The sequence below is a fragment of the Bradyrhizobium paxllaeri genome (assembly GCF_001693515.2).
Taxonomy (GTDB): domain Bacteria; phylum Pseudomonadota; class Alphaproteobacteria; order Rhizobiales; family Xanthobacteraceae; genus Bradyrhizobium; species Bradyrhizobium paxllaeri.
Genome location: NZ_CP042968.1, coordinates 6,078,216 through 6,096,248 on the forward strand (window position 1 = coordinate 6,078,216; position 18,033 = coordinate 6,096,248).

Consider the following 18,033-nt stretch of genomic DNA (forward strand, 5'->3'; position numbering starts at 1 on the left):
ATCAGCCGCCCAATCCCATGCCGCCCGATACGCCGATGGTCTCGCCGGTGATATAGGCCCCTTGATCGGAAGCTAGGAACAATACCGCAGCGGCGACCTCTTCGGGCTCGCCGAGCCGCCGCAACAAGGTTGCATCGGTCATGGCGCGCAATATCTTGTCGCCGCCCTTGGCGACGGCCGCTTCCAGCATCGGTGTGCGGATCGGCCCCGGCGCGATCGCATTGGCGGTAATTCCGAAGCGCGCGTTTTCGCGCGCAATGCTCTTGGTGAAGGCGATCACGCCGCCCTTGGCGGCTGAATAGACCGCGCCGCCCCTGGAGCCGAGCCGAGCGGCTTCCGAGGTGATGTTGATAACCCGCCCGAAGCCGGCTGCCTGCATGGCAGGAAGCACGGCGTGGGTGCATGCCAGGACCGAAACCAGATTGACCGTAAGCAACCTGGCCCAATCGTCTGCCGTCGTGTCGGTGAAGAACGCATGCTGGTCGACGCCGGCATTATTGACGACGATATCGAACGGCCCATGCTGCGACATCATCGCTTGCACCATGCCGGTGTCGCCGACATCGAGGCGGACCGCGGTCGCGCCAACCTGCCCGGCAAGACTGGATGCAGCCTCAACATCGAGATCGCCGATAACGACCTTCGCACCGGCATCGGCAAAACTCCCCACGATCGCCGCACCGATTCCCCGCGCCCCGCCTGATACAAAAGCGCGACGGCCATTGAGCCTTCCGAATGGTCGGGTGGCGGCGGGCGGCACGCCTAGCGTCCCGTAAAGAAGGGTTTGCGCCGCTCGATGACGGCGGCGAGCCCTTCGCGTGCATCGGCCATACCCGACAGTTCGGACACGGTGCGCGCTTCTTCCGACAAGCACTGCTCGATGCTGGTGCCGGTCCCGGCCCAAACCAGCCGCTTGGTTGCTGCCAGCGCTTTCGGCGCGCCGGCTGCCAGTTCTCGTGCCATCGCAAGCGATGAGTCGGCGAGTTCCGCATCCGGCACGACCTTGGTGACGATGCCCATGGCAAGCGCCTCGGGCGCCGATATCACCGGATTGGTCAACAGGATCGACATCGCCCGGCGCAGGCCGACCAGGCGCGACAGCGTAACGGACACGCCCGCGTCAGGGGCCATCGCAACGCGCGTTGCACCCGCAAGGAATTTCGCGGATTCGCCGGCGATGACGATATCGGAGGCGCAGACGAGGCCGAAGCCACCGCCACCCGCCGCAAAGCCCTGAACGGAAGCGATGACCGGCGCCTCCAGCCGCAACAATCCCGTCACCGCATTCTGCAGATAGGCCGTGGCCTGCCTGATATAGTCCGGCAACTTCTCGCCCTTGGAAGCAAACGCGCGGACGTCTCCGCCCGCGCAAAAATTGGTCCCCTCGCCGCTCAGGAGCAACACGCGCAGGTCAGGTTGGCCGTGGCAGACCATGATGGCATCGCACAGCGCGCTCAAGAGTTCGGCGCTCATGCCGTTGGCGGCATCGGGGCGGTTGAGCCGCAGCCGCGCGATGCCGTCGGCGATGTCGAGCAGAACGGGACCTTTATCGATCATGGCAAGTTTCCGCCTTTGGCCGGCTAGATGAGGAACGAGAGCGTAAAGAGCGCTTTCTCGTTGTTGACCAGGATCACCTTCTTGTACGCCATTCGCAGCTCGCCATCGACATAGCGCAACCGGTATTCGTTGCGGGCGGCCCAGATGGTGTCGTCGCGCAGACTGGATTCGAACACCATGCTGTTGCTGGCGACCGAGATATCGCCGCTCGCCTGCTCGTCCAGCAACTCGATATTGGACACGAGCCGGCGCAACCGCGATTGCGGCGTCTGGGTGTGGCGTTTGCCGGTCAGCAACTGTTTGATGCGCAGCGAAATACGCGAACGGTTGTCGTAGATGACAGACATTTCCTTTTCGGGATCGATGTCGTCGCCATTGGCCGGCACCCAATAGATGCCGTCGTCGGTCCACAGCGCTTCCCAGGCTTCATACGCGTGCTCATCCTGCAGTCGCGCCTCCTTGTAGATGAAGGCGGTCACGGCACCCATCAACGCGGCGCTGCTCTCGCGCGACAGCATTACGGCTTCTCCATCAGGCTGCGATAATGGCTCCAGATGCCGCGCGACGGGATCTCGTCGGTGACGTGGCCGACCTTGAAGCCGAGCTCGTCCCGCCGCTCGCGCCTCTCGCCGCGGCCGAGGAAAATCCATTCGGGTATGCGTGCCAGCACGCCGCGGTGACAGCGCTCGTACATTTCCGAATCGTCCGCCAGCAGCAATCCGGCCGGCCCGACCGAACCCATGGTCTGCTGGCGCAAGCGTCGATTCATGTCGGGCGCGCCCTTGAACTGCAAGGCCGTGACATGCTGCACGCTGTCGTCGACCGCGAGCGGCTGGATCACGAACATCTGGATTTCGGCGATGAACAGGTTCGGGAAGATCATCACATGCGGCGTGCCGTCGATCATGATCTCGCGCGCCTTCTGGTCGCCATAGGCAGCCTTCATCCGCGCCGTATAATCCGGCAGCCGCTCTTCCGTGGTGCCGAACCAGCTCATCGGCGCGTCGCGTTTGCGGAATTCGGGTCGCAGATCGATTTCGGTATGGCCGTTGCCATAGTCACGCGTCACCGCCGTCGATGCGCCACCATAGAGCTTGCCGATCGCGCTGTCGGCGACGCCGAAGATCGAAGAATGCACGAAGGCCGGATGGTAGCCGTCGCATTCGTTTTCGAGGATGAATTTCCAGTTGGCCTTGACGCGATGCTTGAGGAACCCCGCGGTGACTTCGACCTCGCCTTCCGGCGAGAAACGAACCAGACGGTCGATGGTTTCGGCGGCGCCGCCGAGATGTTCTTCCAGCGTCGGGCCCTCGGCCGCAAACGAGCCGAACACAAAGCCGCGATAGGATTGCACCCGCGTCACGCGGCCCAACGCCAGCTTTGACTTGTCCTGGCCTTCGTAGCCATCCGGGAACGCGTAGCCGACCAGACGGCCGTCATTGGCAAACGTCCAGGAATGGAACGGACATGTGAAGGAGCGCGCGTTGCCCCTGTCATAGGAACAGACCTGGTTGCCGCGATGCGAACATCGATTCAGCAGCAGATTGACCTTGCCTTGCTCGTCGCGGGTCATGATGACCGATTGCGGGCCGATCGACTTGACGACGTAGTCGTTAGCGTTGGGCACCTCGCTCTCATGCCCGACATAGACCCAGATGCGATACCAGATGTTCTGCAGCTCGGCTTCGAAGATCGCGGGATCGCTGTAGAGCGAGCCGTGCACCCGGTCCGGCCGGATCAATTCGCCCCACTGTGACGCGCGCGGCACGACGTTCATTGCTGCATCTCCCACTGGCCGACAGCGGACTCTCTTGCGAAGACCTGCGGTTTGGGTTAAAAATAATCCGACTGACCGTTCAAATAATAGCACCGGCATTGGGCGGCTTCAAGGGGATTTTCCCGTTCGGCCCTGGCACCGGACCGAACACGGGTTTGAAGAGGGAGATTGGGATGGAGAGCCGCAACCGCGCCGATCTCGCCCGCGCGCTCTATGCCGCGCTTGCCGCCGGTGACCGCGAGCAGCTCGACGCGCTGCTGCATCCAGAATTCACCGGCCGAACAGCCGAAGGAATGCCGTTCGGCATTGGTGGCGATCACGACAGCCCCACGGCGATGCGGCGCAATGGCTGGGGCCGGATCGCCCGACATTTCGAGGCACGCGCCGAACCGGAACAGTTCCTCGATCTCGCCGACGGCCGCCTGCTGGTGACAGGCCGTTATCGCGGCCACGGCAGGCAAGGCGGCGCCGCGCTCGACGCAGCCTTTGCGCATCTGATTGCGATAGACCAGGGACGCATCAAGTCGCTCGAGCAGTTTACCGACACCGCGCGCTGGCATGACGCCGCTGGCCGGCTCCGAACCGTGTTGCTCGATTTCGAAGGCGGTGTTGCGACCTTGCGCCTGAACCGACCGGATAAGGGCAACGCAATCGATACCGGCATGGCCGCCGATCTCGCCGAAGCTGCAACACAGATTGCCGAAAGGTCAGATGTCCGCGCTGTCCTGATCGCCGGCAACGGGCCGAACTTCACGGTCGGCGGCGACCTCAGCCTGTTCGCGGGCACCGCACGCGAGCAACTGCCGAGCCGGCTGCGCCGCATGATCGACAGCTATCATCTGGCGATCGAGCGGCTGACCAGCATCGATGCGCCCGTGGTCGCGGCCGTGCGCGGCGGCGCAGGTGGCGGTGGATTGGGCCTGCTCTGCGCCGCCGACATTGTCGTAGCGGCCGACGATGCGCGGTTTGCGCTCGGCTACAGTGCGCTGGGCCTGACGGCCGATGGCGGCAATACCTGGTTCTTGCCGCGTATGGTTGGAATGCGGCGCGCGCAGGAGCTGTTCCTGCTCAACCGCCGCCTCACCGCCCAGGAAGCACTCGATTTCGGATTGGTATCGCGTCTGGCGCCTAGCGATGCGGTTGAGGACGAAGCGGCTGCCCTCGCCGCCAAGCTTGCCGCCGGTCCGACGCGCGCCTTCGGCGCCGTTCGTCGCATGCTGAGGCAGTCATTCGAGACCGGCCTGTCGGATCAGCTCGATGCCGAAAGGGAATCGATCGTCACCGCCAGCGCCACCGATGACGCTCAAGAGGGAATACATGCCTTCATCGCCAAGCGCCGCCCGCGATTCCGCGATGAATGAGCGAAGCGATCAGACGACAACGCGCACCCATGGCGAAGTTTCAGCGGCAATCAAGCGGAAGTCCCATAACGGCTCATTCCGCGAATTGAACCCTCGGCACCTGACCGGCGCAAATTCACGGCCTGCCGAACGAGATCGCTCCCGTCCCCAAACATCGGCCCGCCGCTGACACCGCAGTGCGTTCGGTTGAGCGTACTCACACCGGTTGTCGCCGGATTTTCTTTGATCTCTTGGTGCGCACGCCCCCTCTAACCCATTGAAATTATTTATCTTTGCTTCGGTAGAGACGCCCATTGCTGAGCGCCCTCCGCCCAGATCCGTATGCGCGCAATTCACGCATACGGCTCCTACCTCGGGTGGATGACGAGGAAGCGTTGCTCCGGCCATGGATGCAGGACACGCGGGAGCGGCAGGTGCTTCGCGGCAAGGACGTTCATGCGCGGACCAAGTCAGTCGACACCTCTGGCTGCGTCGCCGCAGGCTCAGGAACCGAGCATCTTGACGTGATTGCGCAGCGCGCGCACCGCCGTAAGGTTGGTCGGCAGCGCGAATAACGCAGTAGACGTCGCGGTCCTCGCCCTGACGAGCAACCGCGTCAGGTCATTCAGCATGGGCAGGAAATCGCATTCATGCGCCCGGGTGCGTTGAGTGTCATGGCCGCGATATGGTCCGCCACGTCGTAAAGTACTTCGTTGGATTCGGTTTGCAGGGTGCGCTAAGTTCGATCCATGGGGCGTCCTGTTCTGCTGAATCCTATCGTGCTCGCGTCAGATTCGTCTAAGGGCAGTCAGGATAACCTGGGGCGTCAGGGGGATTTCCGTGATGACCGCTCCAAACGGCTTGAGGGCGTCATTGATCGCATTGGTGACGGCAGCGGCCGCACCTGCCGTGCCGGCCTCCCCTGCGCCCTTTGCACCCAGCTCCGATTCCAAGGTCGGCGAAACCACATGCCCGACATCGATATCCGGCATCTCACCGGACATCGGAACCAGATAGTCGGCCATATTGGCGTTGGTTAGCTGGCCGCGTTCGTCATAGACGCATTTTTCGAACAGTGCCGCGCCAAGCCCCTGCACAACGCCGCCCCTGATCTGCTCATCGACTAGCTGTGGATTGATGATGGTGCCGCAATCCTCGACCACCCAGTGCTTCAGCAACTTCACAAAGCCGGTGTCGATATCAACCTCAAGCCACGAAGCCTGAACGCCGTTGGTAAACGCGAAGGGGTATTCGCGCGGGACAAAGTGCCTGGTCGCCATCAGTTCGGGCTGCATGCCTGGTGGCAGCGTGTCCGGGCGGAAATAGACGATGCGGGCAAGCTCGCTCAACTCGATCCGCGGCGCGCCATCGACCACCGTCACCACGGCGTTGTTGACGATGTCGAGTTCACCCGCCGTAGACTGGAGGATGGCGGCCGCGACGTCGAGTATGTTCTTGCGGAGCACCTTGGTGGCCTGCAGCGCAGCCTCGCCGCCGATGCCGGCACCTCGCGAGGCCCACGTACCCCCGCCATATGGTGTATTGTCGGTGTCGCCCAAAATCACCCGAACGCGATCCATCGAGACGCCAAGCACGCTGCCAACGATCTGTGCCGTGAGCGATTCCGATCCCTGTCCCTGCTCGGTGATACTCGTCTGGCAAATCACCGAGCCCTGAGCGTCGAGCCGCACCGCGACGCCATCCTGGGAGGATATCTTCGCGCCTCCGACACCATAGAACGCCGCGCTGGGGTTGGTGACCTCGATGAAGCTGGCGACGCCGATACCCCGATAAATGTTTCTTGCCCGCAGGGTCGACTGTTCGGCGCGTAACGCTTCATAGTCCATCATCTGGACGAGTTTGCTTAGAGCCGCATGGTGCGACAATTGCTCGAAGCGCAGGCCTGACGGCGAGGCACAGGGATATGCATTATCCGCAATCAGATTGCGACGGCGGATCTCGACCGGGTCCATGCCGATCTTCATGGCCGCCAGATCGACCAATCCTTCTGTCACCGAGCAGGCGATCGGATGGCCGACGGCGCGGTACTGGCACATCACATTCTTGTTCTGGAACACGACGCGGGCACGGGCACGGTAGTTCCTGGTCACATAGGGCCCACCGACGAGATTGACGACCTGATTGGCTTCGATCGCACTGGTGCGGGGATACATCGAATAGGGTCCGATGCCCGTAAGGTCGTCGATCTCGAATGCCGTGATGGTGCCGTCGCGCTTGACGCCGATCTTTCCCTTGCAGCGATGATCGCGGGCATGAATGTCGGTGTTGAAGCTCTCGACCCGGTCGGCGACGAACTTGACCGGACGCCGCAACAGCCTGGACAGCGCGTAGGTCGCCATCTCGTCGGCATAGATATGGACCTTGATGCCGAATGAGCCACCGACGTCCTTGCAGACGACGCGCACCTGCGATTCCTTCAAACCAAGATGGAGCGCCGCGATATTCTGCACCATATGCGGCGCCTGCGTGCCTTGATAGATCGTCAGTCGCGCTTCTGCGGCGTTCCAGTCTGCTACCACCGCGCGCGGTTCCAGCGTCACGCCGGTGTGCCGCCCGAATATGAACTCTGCGTCCACCACCTCGTCGGATTCGGCAAAGGCCTGGTCGACGGCGCCCGCATCGTGATTGCGCTCGAAAGCCAGATTGTCGCCGAGCGAGGCATGGATCACGGCTGTTGCCGGATCGAGCGCGGCGCGCATATCCGTTACGGCATCGAGTTCTTGATACTCGACCGAGACGAGTTCGGCTGCATCCTCGGCCTGTGCGCGGCTGTTCGCCACGACGGCCGCAACCGCTTCACCCTGCCAGCACACATGGTCGATCGCGATGGCGCTTTGCGGAGCGGATTTCAACCCCTTCAGATGCGAAAGTACACCGATCCATGGCGTGATAACGGCTGCGAGCTCGCTGCCCGATACGACGGCAATCACTCCCGGCATCTGCTTGGCCGGAGACGCGTCAATGCCAACAATCCTCGCATGCGCGTGCGGCGAGCGTACGAACACGACATGCGCCATGCGCGGCAGTTCAACGTCGCTGACATAGAGCCCCCGCCCCTGCATCAGCCGGTCGAGATTCGGCCGCGGCACTGTCTTGCCGATATAGGAATTCGGACGATCCAGCGCAGAAAGCATTTCAGGATTTGGCTGTTCAGAGGTCATGGCAGGCGTCCGGTACGCGCCCGCGCTGTGGTCTCGACGGCATCGACGATCGCCTGGTAGCCTGTGCAGCGGCAATAATTACCGGAAAGATGCTCGCGGATCTGCTCTCGATCCGGGGTTGGCGATTGCTGCAGCAGATCCTGCGCCGCCATCAGCATTCCCGGCGTACAGAAGCCGCATTGCAGCGCGTTGCGCTCCCGAAATGCGGACTGCAAATCGGCGATCTCTCCGCTGTCGGATAAACCCTCGATCGTCTCGACCTTTGCATTGTCGGTCTGCACCGCGAGCATCAGGCAGGAGCGGACGATGTCGCCATTGACGCGGACCGTGCAGGCGCCGCACACGCCATGCTCGCACCCGAGATGCGTGCCGGTCAGCTTAAGATGTTCACGAAGAAAATCCGCCAAGTTCAGGCGCGGCAGTACACTCGCTTCAACAAGCTCGCCATTGACACTCAGCGAAATCGCAACCGTAGCCGTCACGCGGATACTCCCGCACAGAGATCGGTCCGGGCAAGCAGCGAGGATACGCAACGTGTCAGCAGGACCTTCGCCAGATGGCGGCGCATGGCGGGCGTCGCCTGCTGATCCCCGAGCGGACTAAGCTCCTCATCCAGCGCGGAGGACACCGCGGACAAGACTGCAGGCGTGACGGCCACATCAATCAGTTCACCGGCAGACTTGGCCAATAACGGGCGATCGCCCACTGCAAAGAAACCAAGGCGAAGATCCGCGAACCGCCCATCCCTGACCAAAGCCTGCGCGGCCAAGCCGACGATCGCGTAGTCGCCATGTCGACGGGCGAACTCATGAAAGTAATGCGTCGAGTCCGTCGGCTGCACCGGCAATTCAACGGCGACCAGCAGCTCCTGCGGCGTAAGCGCAGTTTCGTAGATTCCGGCGAAGAACTCATCAGCCGCAATCCGCCGCTCTCCGTCCGGCCCGCGCGCAATGATGGTAGCACCAAGCGCCAGCATACAGGCTGGCAGCTCCGATGCCGGATCTGCCTGGGCAAGGTTTCCACCAATGGTGCCGCGGTTGCGGATCGCGGGATGGGCGACACGAGCGACCGCGTCCCTCAGCAAGGGAGCATGAGCCGCTATTTCCGGGGATTTAAGGAGATCGGTATGGCGTGTCAGCGCGCCGATGGTGAGGACGTCCCCGTTCACCGCGACCCCGCGCAAGTCGTCCAGCCCGCCAATATCTACAATGAGGTCCGGCGTGACCAAGCGCAGATTCATCGCCGGGAGCAAGCTCTGGCCACCCGCCAACACCCTGGCCCTTTCGCCATGCGCGGTAAGCAATTCCAGCGCATTTGCGACGCTGCTCGCGCGAGCGTAATCGAAAGCCGAGGCTTTCATTTCTTAGCGTGACCTCCCCGGCCAACTATCGGCATTTTCACGGGATTAGACGGCTCGGATCAGCAAAGGTCAAGTTATCGGGCGATTATTTTCGAGTTTACGCTTGTTTTCGAACGACGAACGACGCAGGTTCTGTGCAAACAAAAAGCCTGCCTTTTGGGGAAGAGCGATCATGAAGCTTGGCTTCTTTACGATGCCTATCCATCCCGTCGACAAGGATTGGCGGCTTTCGCTCAAGGAGGATCGCGAGGCCTTCCTGCTGGCCGATGAACTCGGATACACCGAGGGTTATGTCGGCGAGCACACCACCGACAGAGCTGAGAACATCACGTCCTGCGTCGCTTTTATCGCATGGCTTGCGGCGGCAACCAGGCAGATCAAGCTCGGGACCGGCACCGTCAACATGCCGAATGCCCATCCTGCGGCGATTGCAGCCGAGATCGCGATGCTCGATCATATGCTCGACGGACGCCTGATCTTCGGCATCAGCCCCGGCGGCCTGCTATCGGACGCGGAAGTATTCGGCAACCTCGACGCGGACAGGAACGCCATGTTCCTGGAGGCGATCAATCAGGTGCTTCAGATCTGGGCCAGTAAGCCTCCCTACAATCTTCGAGGCAAATACTGGAACATATCGATTCAGAAGACTCTGATCGAGGATATCGGCCAAGGCTTCATCCCGCGTCCCCTGCAACGTCCGCACCCGCCGATCGTGGTGACGGCAGTGGCGCCGTTTTCAAAGGGTGTGACAGAAGCTGCTGCACGCGGCTGGGATCCGATCTCCGCAAACTTCCTGATGCCGGCCTGGGTGAAAAGCCATTGGCCGAAATATGTCGAGGGTTGCGAACGTGCCGGACGTCCAGCCGATCCGACGAATTGGCGCGTTGCCAAGAGCGTGTTCGTCGCCAAGGACGCAGCCACCGCAAAGGCCTATGCCACCGATCCGGACGGCCCCTATGTCTACTACTATCGCTCGCTTTTCACCAAGCTGAAGCGCGGTGGTCGCATCGAACTGTTCAAGACGCGCCGCGATCAGCCCGACGACGAGGTGACACTGGAGTCGATCTGCGACAAGCTGATCATTCATGGCACGGCGGAGAGCGTGGCGGATCAACTGCTTGCTTTTCAGGAAGAGACCGGGCCCTTCGGCACCTTGCTCTATGCCGGGAAGGACTGGAAGGATCGCGAACTGGGACGTCAGTCCATGATCCTGATGGCCGAAAAGGTCATGCCGATGATCAATGCCGCCGCGACCAGCGGCTCCAAAGCCGCCGAATGATCCGAGAGGGATTCTTGCCGTGGCGCTGAGTGATCGCATCCCCTATCAGGCACAGGTCGACCGGCCTAAGCTGACGCTGCCCGGCGGCAAGAAGCTCGCGGTATGGGTCATCCTCAATGTCGAGGAGTGGCGGATCGAGAACGCGATGCCTCGCACCGTGCTGAGCCCACCGATGGGCCAGCCGCTGTTGCCCGACGTGCCGAACTGGTCCTGGCATGAGTACGGGATGCGCGCCGGCTTCTGGCGACAGTTCAAGGCACTGACCGACCGCAGAATGCCCGTCACATTGGCGCTCAACGCCAACGTCTGCAACACTTACCCGCGCGTCGCCTCCGCTGCACTCGAAGCCGGATTTGAGTTCATGGGCCACGGTTTCGTGCAGGGCCCGATGCACAAAGTCGAAAACCAGGCCGATGCCATCAAACGATCGGTCGAGACGATTTCGAAATTTACGGGAAAGCCGCCACGGTCATGGGAAAGTCCCGGCCTAACGGAGACCGAGGAAACACTCGATCTGCTGCGCCTCAACGGCATCGACTATGTCGCGGACTGGGTCATCGACGACCTGCCGCAGGATATCGCTACGCCCCACGGTACCATCACGACGATCCCCTACTCGGTCGAAACCAACGACATCGTCGTCCATGCGTTGCAGCATCTTCCTTCAGAGCAATTCCTGAAGCGCTGCACCGATCAGTTCGACCGGTTGTATCTTGAAGGCGCATCAAATGCGCGGATCATGGCGATCTCGATTCACCCCTATATTACAGGCGTGCCGCACCGCATCAGGTATCTGGAGGCACTGCTCGACTATGTCCTCGGTCACGACGGCGTGGCGCTGATGACCGCAAGTGAGATTGGCGACTGGTACCGCGCAGAGATGACGAAGACCTAGAGTAACGCGCGATCGCGCGGCCGCGATAGCTCCAACGAGAGGCCGGCATCCGCTTAAGAAGATTTCTTGCCATCTCCGGCAAGAAATCGGCCGAAGCCGCCGCGTGCAAATAATAGAGGCTCCTGCCGATTATAGGCGTAGGATTCGACCGCGCCGAGGAAGATGATGTGATCGCCACCGTAATACCGATTGGCCGCGCGGCATTGGAAATTTGCGACGCTGTCGGTCAACACCGGCGCGTTGCCAAGCCCCGGTGTCCAGCTCACACCGGCGAACTTGTCCTCCGACGATTTTGCAAACTGCGACGCCAGCGCCTGTTGGGAGGCTCCGAGGACATTGACCGTGAAATGGCTGGCGTTCTGGAAGATCGTAAGCCCTTGCGAAAACATCCCCAGACTCCACAACACCAGCGGCGGATTGAGCGAGACCGAGGCAAAGGAGTTGCAGGTCACGCCATATGGCTTTCCATCCGCGGCCATCGCCGTGACGATGGTGACGCCCGTGGCGAAGGTCCCAAGCGCATTGCGAAAATCACGTGGATCGATCGCCGAGTTGTCGCTGGCAAGCTCGTTGGCGGGATCAGCCGGATGCTTGGGTGAGTCAGACATCCGCCAGGCCTCAGAGCGTCAGATTTTCGGACGGCAGGCCAAGCGCCACGCGTCCATAATTGGTTCCCGCCGCATCGAAATTGAATGCGAGGTGCGAATTCACCGCGTGCGCGTCGCGGAACTGCCGCTGCAGCGCGCCAGACGTGAACAGGCTGCGCGCACCGCTAGCCGCAAACAACAGCGAAACCGCTTCGGTGCAGAGGTTCACCGCGAAGGCGCCATCCCTCCGCAATGTCGTCTTGCCCACCAGATCGGGGATATAGCCCCGCCTCGCGTCAGCCATCGCATCGATGCAGTTCGTGCGCATGACGAGGCGGGCCGCGTCGATCTTGGCGGATGCCTCCGCAATCTTGATTTGGGTCGTCTGCAAATCGCTGAGCTTGGCACGGTTGTAAGTCGACGCTCGATGTCGTGCGAGTTCAACATAGTCATTCAGACAGGCCTGGGCGTTGCCCAAACCAACACCCGACAACACGTACGGAAAGAGAGAGAAGACCGGCAGCGCATACAGTGCGTTTGGGTTGACAACGCTCCCCGGCGTCGGCCCGCCAGTCAGATCGCTGATCGCGACGGTCATGTTCTCCGCAACGAAGGCATCCTCGACCCATACGTCGTTCGATCCGGTGCCGCATAGGCCCGTCGCATTCCAGGTGTCGTTGATCCTGTACTGGTTCCTGTTGAGCAGGAATAGCCGATATTCGATGCCGTCGGCCTCATCGTCCGACGCCACGACGCCGGCAAGCATGTTCCAGTCGCAGGACTCAACGCCCGACGAGAACGGCCAATGACCGCGCAGGACATATCCCCCGTCCGCCTTCCTCGCGCGGCCGGCCGGAAAGATAAAGGACGACGCGATCAACGCATCGGCATTCTTGTCCCAGACCGTGTCCTGCGCCTGCTTGTCAAACATGCCAAGCATCCAGTGATGGCTGGCAAGATTGGCGAAATTCCATGAAACGGAAGCATCCGCCTGCCCTAGTGCGTCGGCGCAATCAACCAAAGCAATATAGTCAAGCTCGGCGCCCCCGACGCGTTTGGGCTGCACGATCCGGAACAGGCCGGAATCATGCAGATCGCGTTCGGTCTCCGGCGGCAAGCGCCGGAGCTCTTCCGTTCTTGAAGCGCGATCGCGCAGCTCTGGAATCAGGGCCTTGGCTCGCGCGACCATGGCGGCATAGCCGGCCGTACCCGGTGCTCCGGGCGAACCTGCATCCGACCTGACGCTGTGTTCCGCCATATGTCTCCTCGCCCGCTCCGTTGCTTTACGTCGACCGAGCTCTGCTAGTCTACTGACTGAGCGCCAATGATCAAGGCGCGGCGAGCATGACTATTTCGCCATAAAGCACTACCCCCAAACGCAAAAAAAGCCCGGTGGCTAATAAGCCACTTCAGTAGCCGAGCGGAAGTTTCAGGTTGAAAGAAAGCCTTGCGCATATTTGTTAGCGACGCCTCCGCAAGCGACAAATCGATACGCGAACACGTGTCGTTGATCGTCGGACTCTGAGCCTGTAGGCTACAGCTGGCTGACAATCTGCCGGGACACTATGGCGCTTCTCGACTTCCTGATCGAGGTGATTGGCTACACAATGGCGCGGCTGACTCTGCCGCTGCTCTCATTTGGCCGGATCCATGTCGAGCCTCTCGGCGGCCCTTGGAAAGAGTTCAACGTGTTCGGCTATCGCTACGATGATGATGGCCGAATAGAAATAGAAGCGAGATCTGCGGGACTGGTTGGAATTGTCGTGTGCTTCGTTGCATTTGGGATAGGCTTGTTATTTGGAGTCGCGGCCTGAAAAGTCCCCGTCGCGAGACGACCACGCACGTACCAATTCATACTGAGACGTTCCATTCTTTGCTGATCGTGCGGATCATTTTCAGCGTCAGGGGCCGGCCGCGATTGAAAAACTTCTGAGGCCTCGTTCAATGCGCTCGTCTTCTGCCGCATATGCAACGGGCAAAAGCGCAGAAGGCGCCTCCGAGCGGACGCGATATATTCGAATTTCGACTGAGTTCAGCGGCATCGACCAGGATGCTACCATCGCGACATACGCTCTACAGAGCAGCCTTACGATCGTCCGAACTTAGCAGGTTCCTGCTGGTCCTTAAGGTTGAACAAAGCGAATAAAGCCATGCAGGACCATGTGCTCTTAGCCGCTTCGGAAAGAACCAGGCCGAACGTAAGGCTTTCCGACTAGGCTTTGAGCTGTCAAACGCAGTGCGCTTCGATAATCGGGACGGAGAGATCAAGGCGAGCTTGATAGCGGCCAGCCATGCCGCGCCAGCCAAGCCAAAGCTCCAGAACAAGCGAGGGAAATCAAGCTGGCCCAAAACCACGAACGGCCGCGTGCGGCACTGACGGAGCGTAGATAGAGGTACGCGCCGATTAGCTTGCCGTAATTTTTTCTGAACTCGCCGTTGAGCTTCGATATCTCGACAAGCTCCGAAGATTGGTCGAACATTACAGCGCCTCCTGGAAAGAAGAACCAGGTGCTCCATAGACCACTGATTTGGGTGAAAAGTCAACTTAATTTCTGATTTTCCGAAATTGCTAAACCCCTAGCCTTCATTTGAATCCGCCAGTTGTTGAGTCGCCGCGAAAGAGGATCATAGCAATTGAAGGTTTTTGCGTCTTTCGCTGGCTACTTGCCCGATCGTGCTTTTCCAACAGCTTCAGATCGGGCGCGGCGGCATCGAAACGAAATTGTTGGGCCGTGGATGGCGCAACGTCGGGCTTGTTCTACACAGCAGGCCGTCATGAGATCGGCTCGCTGGGTGTCGCCATATGCCAGTACGGCAGTCCGTTCTGCGACAACCCACTGCTTGTGCTGGTGGCCGCAGGGTTGGCTGCGTGCTGGAGCGCATTCGTCAGCGTACGCTCATTCGTTAGCGTACGCTGACGCGATCGTTGAAGCGCCTGCGAACTCGTGTGATGATGCCGTAGTGCCGGGTGATTTGCCCGACGTGACAAATGGCGCGCCCTACTGCGGCGGGGGGTTCACCGGATAAACAGGCTTTGGCACTGGTGGACTAGGCTCGACCTGTAGCTTCGGCTCGGTTGGGATAACATCCGCACCGGCTGCCCGGGCGGCCTCGCCGGTAGTGCTGTAGTTCGCGATCACGGGGTGCTGCATTTTCGGCTTATTCCATGGCCCTTGATCGACGATCAGCATGCCGAGCACGCCGAGAACCGCGACCACAATCGCAACCTTCAACGGCGCGCCACCACGCCTGGTCGTTTGATCCTCGGTCAATTCCCTCGTCATCGGAAAATCCATGCTGCTCTCCTCTGACGAATTCAAATCCCGGCGACGAAGAAGGTTCCGCCGGATCCATCAAGGAAGCGACGATCTGCAGGAACAAACGTCTTGTCCGCGCATTGTCGGGACATTAGCCCTGCCCGGCAATTGCCAGGCGATCGAGTGAGTTGATAACGTGGAAATCGAAAACTCAGGGCCACCGCAACCCGGGATGGCAGAACGCGCCATCGACACCGCGACCGATGTGTCGCGCACGCTGACGGAAGTATCTGCCGCGCTGCAGGCTGCGGTCGGACGTCTCAGCGAGGCGATCACCGCGGCACGGAAGCCCGGAATGCCGCTCGCGACCATCAGCGCGATTACCCGCGAAGCGCCGCTGGCCAGCCTGTTCGTCGCCTTTCTGTTCGGCGTCGCGATTGCGCGCCGCCGCTAGCGAGCTTTCTCACTTTCTCAGAACTTGCCTTTCGCCGAGTCCTTTGCGGCCGACATGACGCCGCCGGTGATCTGTCGCATATGTTCACCGGCGTTGGTGAACTGGCTGCGCAGGAATTCGGACTGGATCCTCATTGCCTCCTGAAGGTCGGTCGCGTGGACCAGCTTGCGGGCATGCTCGAACGCAGCCTTCATGTTCTGCTCGGTAAACGACAGCGCCTGCCTGGAAATTTCCGTACCCGCGCCGGGCATCGATGTCATGGACTTGCCGGCGGCGTCGAAGAACATGCCGAACGCCTTTTCCGCCTGATCGATGGTTTTCTCGGCCAGATCGCGCAGCTCGGCCGGGACTTCGAGTTTCGGTTCAGTCATGGTCGCTCCTCCAGTGTCGGCCTTGGCAGGTTAGCACAATTCCCGCCTGCGTCTGCGCCGTATTGACCGGGTCTTCGCCGGGCATGGACTTCCACGGCCGGCATCGAGCCCCGCCCGGAAATAGTCCGTAACCGTACGGACGTGACGCGTGATTCCAATGGTGGCAACAGTGTGGCATAGTGATTCGGGTTCGGTGGCGTTGCGTCTCTGGTTTTAAGTCTCTCTTGGGACATGGGGATACGATGCTACAAACGTTTCGACCGACACCCACCTGCACGCGGTTTCAGACCAGCATAGAAATGCCCTGCATGAAATGCGGTGCGCAGATGCGGCTAGCCATGATCGAGCCGCGCGACCAGCAATACGACGTGTTGACCTATCACTGCACGCCTTGCGACTCAGGCGAGAGTTTCCTGAAGGCGCGCTGACTACGGCCCGTTCACGACGGCCGTTCCGGCCGGCGTCAGCACAAGTCCCTCCTCCCGCGCTTCGACCAGGCCAAGGTCCGTCAACGTTCGCAGATCTTCGTCACTGACCGGCGACAATTTCAGTCGGCGTGCCTGAATATCCCGCAACGTCCAGCGGAGAGCGATCGCCTTTTCGAGGCTGAGTTCAGCGAAAGGATTCTCTGGCATTCGCTTGCAACTACAGGACCATGGGGATCAGACTTATGCTCACGGCGCCACCTTCGGCGCCCAGATAATGCAGAACCCCCCGCCAGGTTCCCTGGCGAGGGACCGCCCCCGGACAATAATAGGGCCGTTCACGTGAAAGAGCCGGCGCAGCCGCTCTTCTCAATAGCGATAGGGCTCGATGTCCAGCAGCGGGAAGGCGCTGAACACGCTCGGCGGATTGGTCGCGGTCGCCGCATGCAGATAGGATTTGTCGAGTTCTGCAAAGCGGGTGACGCCCAGCAATCCGAGGCAACGGATAATCTCATCCTCGAGCAGCTCCAGCATCCGCACGATGCCGGCCTCGCCCGCGGCCGCCAGCGCCCAGCATTGCAGCCGGCCGATCCCGACCAGATCGGCACCGGACGCGATTGCCTTCACGATGTCGGTGCCGCGGCAAAACGAGCCGTCGACCATGATCCTGGCGCGGCCAGCGACGGCGTCGACGATTTCCGGCAAGACGTGCATCGCGCCGCGTCCGTGGTCGAGCTGGCGGCCGCCGTGGTTCGACACATAGATCCAGTCCACGCCATGGTCGAGCGCGATGGCGGCGTCTTCCGCCGTGGCGATACCCTTGATCACCAGCGGAATTTTATACTTGTCCTTGATCAGCTTCACCGTGCGCCAATCCAGCCCCTTCTGGAAGTCGCCGCCGGTGGCCCGGATACGGCTTTCGCGGACATACCGCTTGGCGATATCGCGCTCACGCCGGCTGTAGTGCGCCGTGTCAACGGTCAGGCAGAAGGCCGCATAACCATTGTCGATGGTGCGGCTGACAACATCCTCGACAAAAGCATCATCGCCGCGGACATAGAGCTGATAGATGCGCAACGCATCGGGCGCAGCCTTGGCGGTCGCCTCAAGCCCCGGCTCGGACACCGAGCTCAGCATATGAGCGGCGCCAAACTGCCCCGCGCCACGCGCGACCGCGGCGCCTGAATTGGGGTCGAAAATCTCAAGCGCGCCAACCGGCGCAATCATCACAGGCAAACGCAAGCGGCGGCCGAATACCTCGGTCGAAGCGTCGACCTGCGCGACATTGCGCAGCACCCGCGGCCGGAATGCGATCTCGTCGAGCGCCATCCGGTTGCGCCGCATCGTGGTCTCGGTCTCGGAGGCGCCTACGATGTAGTCCCATGCGTTCTGGTTCAGCCGGGCGCGGGCCTTTCGAATGAATTCGTGGAGATTCTGGAATTCCTCGCCGCTGGCGCCGAGCTCGACATTCCTCGCCGGACGCGTGGGGGTGCCGTCATTCATGCTGTTTCTCTCCCATCATCTTGGCTGCACCTTAGCCGCAGCTAAA

At 61.1% G+C, this 18,033-nt stretch carries 20 protein-coding genes; 5 read left to right on the top strand and 15 right to left on the bottom strand.

Translation table 11 applies throughout. The annotated features are described in order from the left end of the window. Position 1 precedes the first annotated feature (1 nt). The 4 genes from LMTR21_RS29035 to LMTR21_RS29050 form a co-directional block, all read right to left on the bottom strand. Positions 2–670 carry an SDR family NAD(P)-dependent oxidoreductase gene (locus LMTR21_RS29035; RefSeq protein WP_246174410.1) on the bottom strand — a complete coding sequence of 223 codons (669 nt, stop codon included), beginning with the start codon at positions 668–670 and terminating at the stop codon, positions 2–4. Positions 671–762: 92 nt separating this feature from the next. Next, positions 763–1,557: an enoyl-CoA hydratase/isomerase family protein gene (locus tag LMTR21_RS29040; RefSeq protein WP_065754287.1), complete on the bottom strand. Its 795-nt coding sequence runs from the start codon at positions 1,555–1,557 to the stop codon at positions 763–765. Between the two features lie 23 nt (positions 1,558–1,580). Then, positions 1,581–2,075 (bottom strand): aromatic-ring-hydroxylating dioxygenase subunit beta, encoded by a 495-nt coding sequence (locus tag LMTR21_RS29045; protein WP_065754286.1) that lies wholly within the window; start codon positions 2,073–2,075, stop codon positions 1,581–1,583. After that, on the bottom strand, positions 2,075–3,334 hold the full coding sequence (locus LMTR21_RS29050) for an aromatic ring-hydroxylating oxygenase subunit alpha (protein ID WP_065754285.1): 1,260 nt from the start codon (positions 3,332–3,334) through the stop codon (positions 2,075–2,077). The genes LMTR21_RS29045 and LMTR21_RS29050 overlap by 1 nt, the downstream gene beginning before the upstream one ends. Before the next feature lie 173 nt (positions 3,335–3,507). Between LMTR21_RS29050 and LMTR21_RS29055 the strand changes: the two genes are divergently transcribed. Continuing rightward, the gene (locus LMTR21_RS29055) at positions 3,508–4,695 is read left to right on the top strand and encodes an enoyl-CoA hydratase-related protein (RefSeq protein WP_084030740.1); all 1,188 of its coding nucleotides are present in this window, start codon (positions 3,508–3,510) and stop codon (positions 4,693–4,695) included. A gap of 482 nt (positions 4,696–5,177) precedes the next feature. Here the strand turns inward: LMTR21_RS29055 and LMTR21_RS41530 are convergent, their stop codons facing one another. The 4 genes from LMTR21_RS41530 to LMTR21_RS29075 all read right to left on the bottom strand — a co-directional run bounded on the left by LMTR21_RS41530 (position 5,178) and on the right by LMTR21_RS29075 (position 9,216). Continuing rightward, entirely contained in the window at positions 5,178–5,306 is a 129-nt protein-coding gene (locus tag LMTR21_RS41530) for a hypothetical protein (RefSeq protein ID WP_283813521.1), read from the bottom strand. Between the two features lie 156 nt (positions 5,307–5,462). After that, on the bottom strand, positions 5,463–7,856 hold the full coding sequence (locus LMTR21_RS29065) for a xanthine dehydrogenase family protein molybdopterin-binding subunit (protein ID WP_065754283.1): 2,394 nt from the start codon (positions 7,854–7,856) through the stop codon (positions 5,463–5,465). Next, positions 7,853–8,338, bottom strand: coding sequence for a (2Fe-2S)-binding protein (locus LMTR21_RS29070; protein ID WP_065754282.1), 486 nt, complete (start codon positions 8,336–8,338; stop codon positions 7,853–7,855). Before LMTR21_RS29070 ends, LMTR21_RS29065 begins: the two co-directional genes overlap by 4 nt. Continuing rightward, a complete protein-coding gene (locus tag LMTR21_RS29075; RefSeq protein WP_065754281.1) occupies positions 8,335–9,216 on the bottom strand; it encodes an FAD binding domain-containing protein in 882 nt (293 codons plus the stop codon). The genes LMTR21_RS29070 and LMTR21_RS29075 overlap by 4 nt, the downstream gene beginning before the upstream one ends. Before the next feature lie 172 nt (positions 9,217–9,388). Between LMTR21_RS29075 and LMTR21_RS29080 the strand changes: the two genes are divergently transcribed. Then, positions 9,389–10,495: an LLM class flavin-dependent oxidoreductase gene (locus LMTR21_RS29080; protein WP_065754280.1), complete on the top strand. Its 1,107-nt coding sequence runs from the start codon at positions 9,389–9,391 to the stop codon at positions 10,493–10,495. A gap of 19 nt (positions 10,496–10,514) precedes the next feature. Further along, positions 10,515–11,390 carry a polysaccharide deacetylase family protein gene (locus LMTR21_RS29085; RefSeq protein WP_065754279.1) on the top strand — a complete coding sequence of 292 codons (876 nt, stop codon included), beginning with the start codon at positions 10,515–10,517 and terminating at the stop codon, positions 11,388–11,390. 53 nt (positions 11,391–11,443) lie between these two features. Here the strand turns inward: LMTR21_RS29085 and LMTR21_RS29090 are convergent, their stop codons facing one another. After that, on the bottom strand, positions 11,444–11,998 hold the full coding sequence (locus LMTR21_RS29090) for a flavin reductase family protein (RefSeq protein ID WP_065754278.1): 555 nt from the start codon (positions 11,996–11,998) through the stop codon (positions 11,444–11,446). 10 nt (positions 11,999–12,008) lie between these two features. Next, positions 12,009–13,166 carry an acyl-CoA dehydrogenase family protein gene (locus tag LMTR21_RS29095; protein WP_187399216.1) on the bottom strand — a complete coding sequence of 386 codons (1,158 nt, stop codon included), beginning with the start codon at positions 13,164–13,166 and terminating at the stop codon, positions 12,009–12,011. Between the two features lie 376 nt (positions 13,167–13,542). Between LMTR21_RS29095 and LMTR21_RS29100 the strand changes: the two genes are divergently transcribed. Then, positions 13,543–13,791, top strand: coding sequence for a hypothetical protein (locus LMTR21_RS29100; RefSeq protein ID WP_065754276.1), 249 nt, complete (start codon positions 13,543–13,545; stop codon positions 13,789–13,791). 450 nt (positions 13,792–14,241) lie between these two features. Here LMTR21_RS29100 and LMTR21_RS29105 read toward each other — a convergent pair whose 3' ends face one another. Together LMTR21_RS29105 and LMTR21_RS29115 are read right to left on the bottom strand one after the other, a co-directional pair. After that, positions 14,242–14,457 carry a hypothetical protein gene (locus LMTR21_RS29105; protein WP_084030739.1) on the bottom strand — a complete coding sequence of 72 codons (216 nt, stop codon included), beginning with the start codon at positions 14,455–14,457 and terminating at the stop codon, positions 14,242–14,244. Between the two features lie 519 nt (positions 14,458–14,976). Continuing rightward, the gene (locus LMTR21_RS29115) at positions 14,977–15,273 is read right to left on the bottom strand and encodes a hypothetical protein (protein WP_246174413.1); all 297 of its coding nucleotides are present in this window, start codon (positions 15,271–15,273) and stop codon (positions 14,977–14,979) included. A gap of 193 nt (positions 15,274–15,466) precedes the next feature. On the opposite strand from LMTR21_RS29115, the gene LMTR21_RS29120 reads away from it, so the two are divergent. Then, the gene (locus LMTR21_RS29120; RefSeq protein ID WP_065754275.1) at positions 15,467–15,688 is read left to right on the top strand and encodes a hypothetical protein; all 222 of its coding nucleotides are present in this window, start codon (positions 15,467–15,469) and stop codon (positions 15,686–15,688) included. A gap of 17 nt (positions 15,689–15,705) precedes the next feature. Here LMTR21_RS29120 and LMTR21_RS29125 read toward each other — a convergent pair whose 3' ends face one another. The 3 genes from LMTR21_RS29125 to LMTR21_RS29135 form a co-directional block, all read right to left on the bottom strand. Beyond that, positions 15,706–16,059 (bottom strand): phasin, encoded by a 354-nt coding sequence (locus tag LMTR21_RS29125; protein WP_057840260.1) that lies wholly within the window; start codon positions 16,057–16,059, stop codon positions 15,706–15,708. Between the two features lie 428 nt (positions 16,060–16,487). After that, positions 16,488–16,694, bottom strand: a complete 207-nt coding sequence (locus LMTR21_RS29130) for a hypothetical protein (RefSeq protein ID WP_065754274.1) — start codon at positions 16,692–16,694, stop codon at positions 16,488–16,490. Positions 16,695–16,853: 159 nt separating this feature from the next. Beyond that, positions 16,854–17,987: an alpha-hydroxy acid oxidase gene (locus LMTR21_RS29135; protein ID WP_065754273.1), complete on the bottom strand. Its 1,134-nt coding sequence runs from the start codon at positions 17,985–17,987 to the stop codon at positions 16,854–16,856. Positions 17,988–18,033: the final 46 nt, after the last annotated feature.

Excerpts from the sequence above, each read along its gene's own strand:
- LMTR21_RS29040 (WP_065754287.1), bottom strand. The coding sequence starts at position 1,557 with ATGATCGATAAAGGTCCCGTTCTGCTCGACATCGCCGACGGCATCGCG.
- LMTR21_RS29045 (WP_065754286.1), bottom strand. The coding sequence starts at position 2,075 with ATGCTGTCGCGCGAGAGCAGCGCCGCGTTGATGGGTGCCGTGACCGCC.
- LMTR21_RS29050 (WP_065754285.1), bottom strand. The coding sequence starts at position 3,334 with ATGAACGTCGTGCCGCGCGCGTCACAGTGGGGCGAATTGATCCGGCCG.
- LMTR21_RS29055 (WP_084030740.1), top strand. The coding sequence starts at position 3,508 with ATGGAGAGCCGCAACCGCGCCGATCTCGCCCGCGCGCTCTATGCCGCG.
- LMTR21_RS41530 (WP_283813521.1), bottom strand. The coding sequence starts at position 5,306 with ATGCTGAATGACCTGACGCGGTTGCTCGTCAGGGCGAGGACCGCGACG.
- LMTR21_RS29065 (WP_065754283.1), bottom strand. The coding sequence starts at position 7,856 with ATGACCTCTGAACAGCCAAATCCTGAAATGCTTTCTGCGCTGGATCGT.
- LMTR21_RS29075 (WP_065754281.1), bottom strand. The coding sequence starts at position 9,216 with ATGAAAGCCTCGGCTTTCGATTACGCTCGCGCGAGCAGCGTCGCAAAT.
- LMTR21_RS29080 (WP_065754280.1), top strand. The coding sequence starts at position 9,389 with ATGAAGCTTGGCTTCTTTACGATGCCTATCCATCCCGTCGACAAGGAT.
- LMTR21_RS29090 (WP_065754278.1), bottom strand. The coding sequence starts at position 11,998 with ATGTCTGACTCACCCAAGCATCCGGCTGATCCCGCCAACGAGCTTGCC.
- LMTR21_RS29095 (WP_187399216.1), bottom strand. The coding sequence starts at position 13,166 with ATGGTCGCGCGAGCCAAGGCCCTGATTCCAGAGCTGCGCGATCGCGCT.
- LMTR21_RS29100 (WP_065754276.1), top strand. The coding sequence starts at position 13,543 with ATGGCGCTTCTCGACTTCCTGATCGAGGTGATTGGCTACACAATGGCG.
- LMTR21_RS29105 (WP_084030739.1), bottom strand. The coding sequence starts at position 14,457 with ATGTTCGACCAATCTTCGGAGCTTGTCGAGATATCGAAGCTCAACGGC.
- LMTR21_RS29115 (WP_246174413.1), bottom strand. The coding sequence starts at position 15,273 with ATGGATTTTCCGATGACGAGGGAATTGACCGAGGATCAAACGACCAGG.
- LMTR21_RS29120 (WP_065754275.1), top strand. The coding sequence starts at position 15,467 with ATGGCAGAACGCGCCATCGACACCGCGACCGATGTGTCGCGCACGCTG.
- LMTR21_RS29125 (WP_057840260.1), bottom strand. The coding sequence starts at position 16,059 with ATGACTGAACCGAAACTCGAAGTCCCGGCCGAGCTGCGCGATCTGGCC.
- LMTR21_RS29130 (WP_065754274.1), bottom strand. The coding sequence starts at position 16,694 with ATGCCAGAGAATCCTTTCGCTGAACTCAGCCTCGAAAAGGCGATCGCT.
- LMTR21_RS29135 (WP_065754273.1), bottom strand. The coding sequence starts at position 17,987 with ATGAATGACGGCACCCCCACGCGTCCGGCGAGGAATGTCGAGCTCGGC.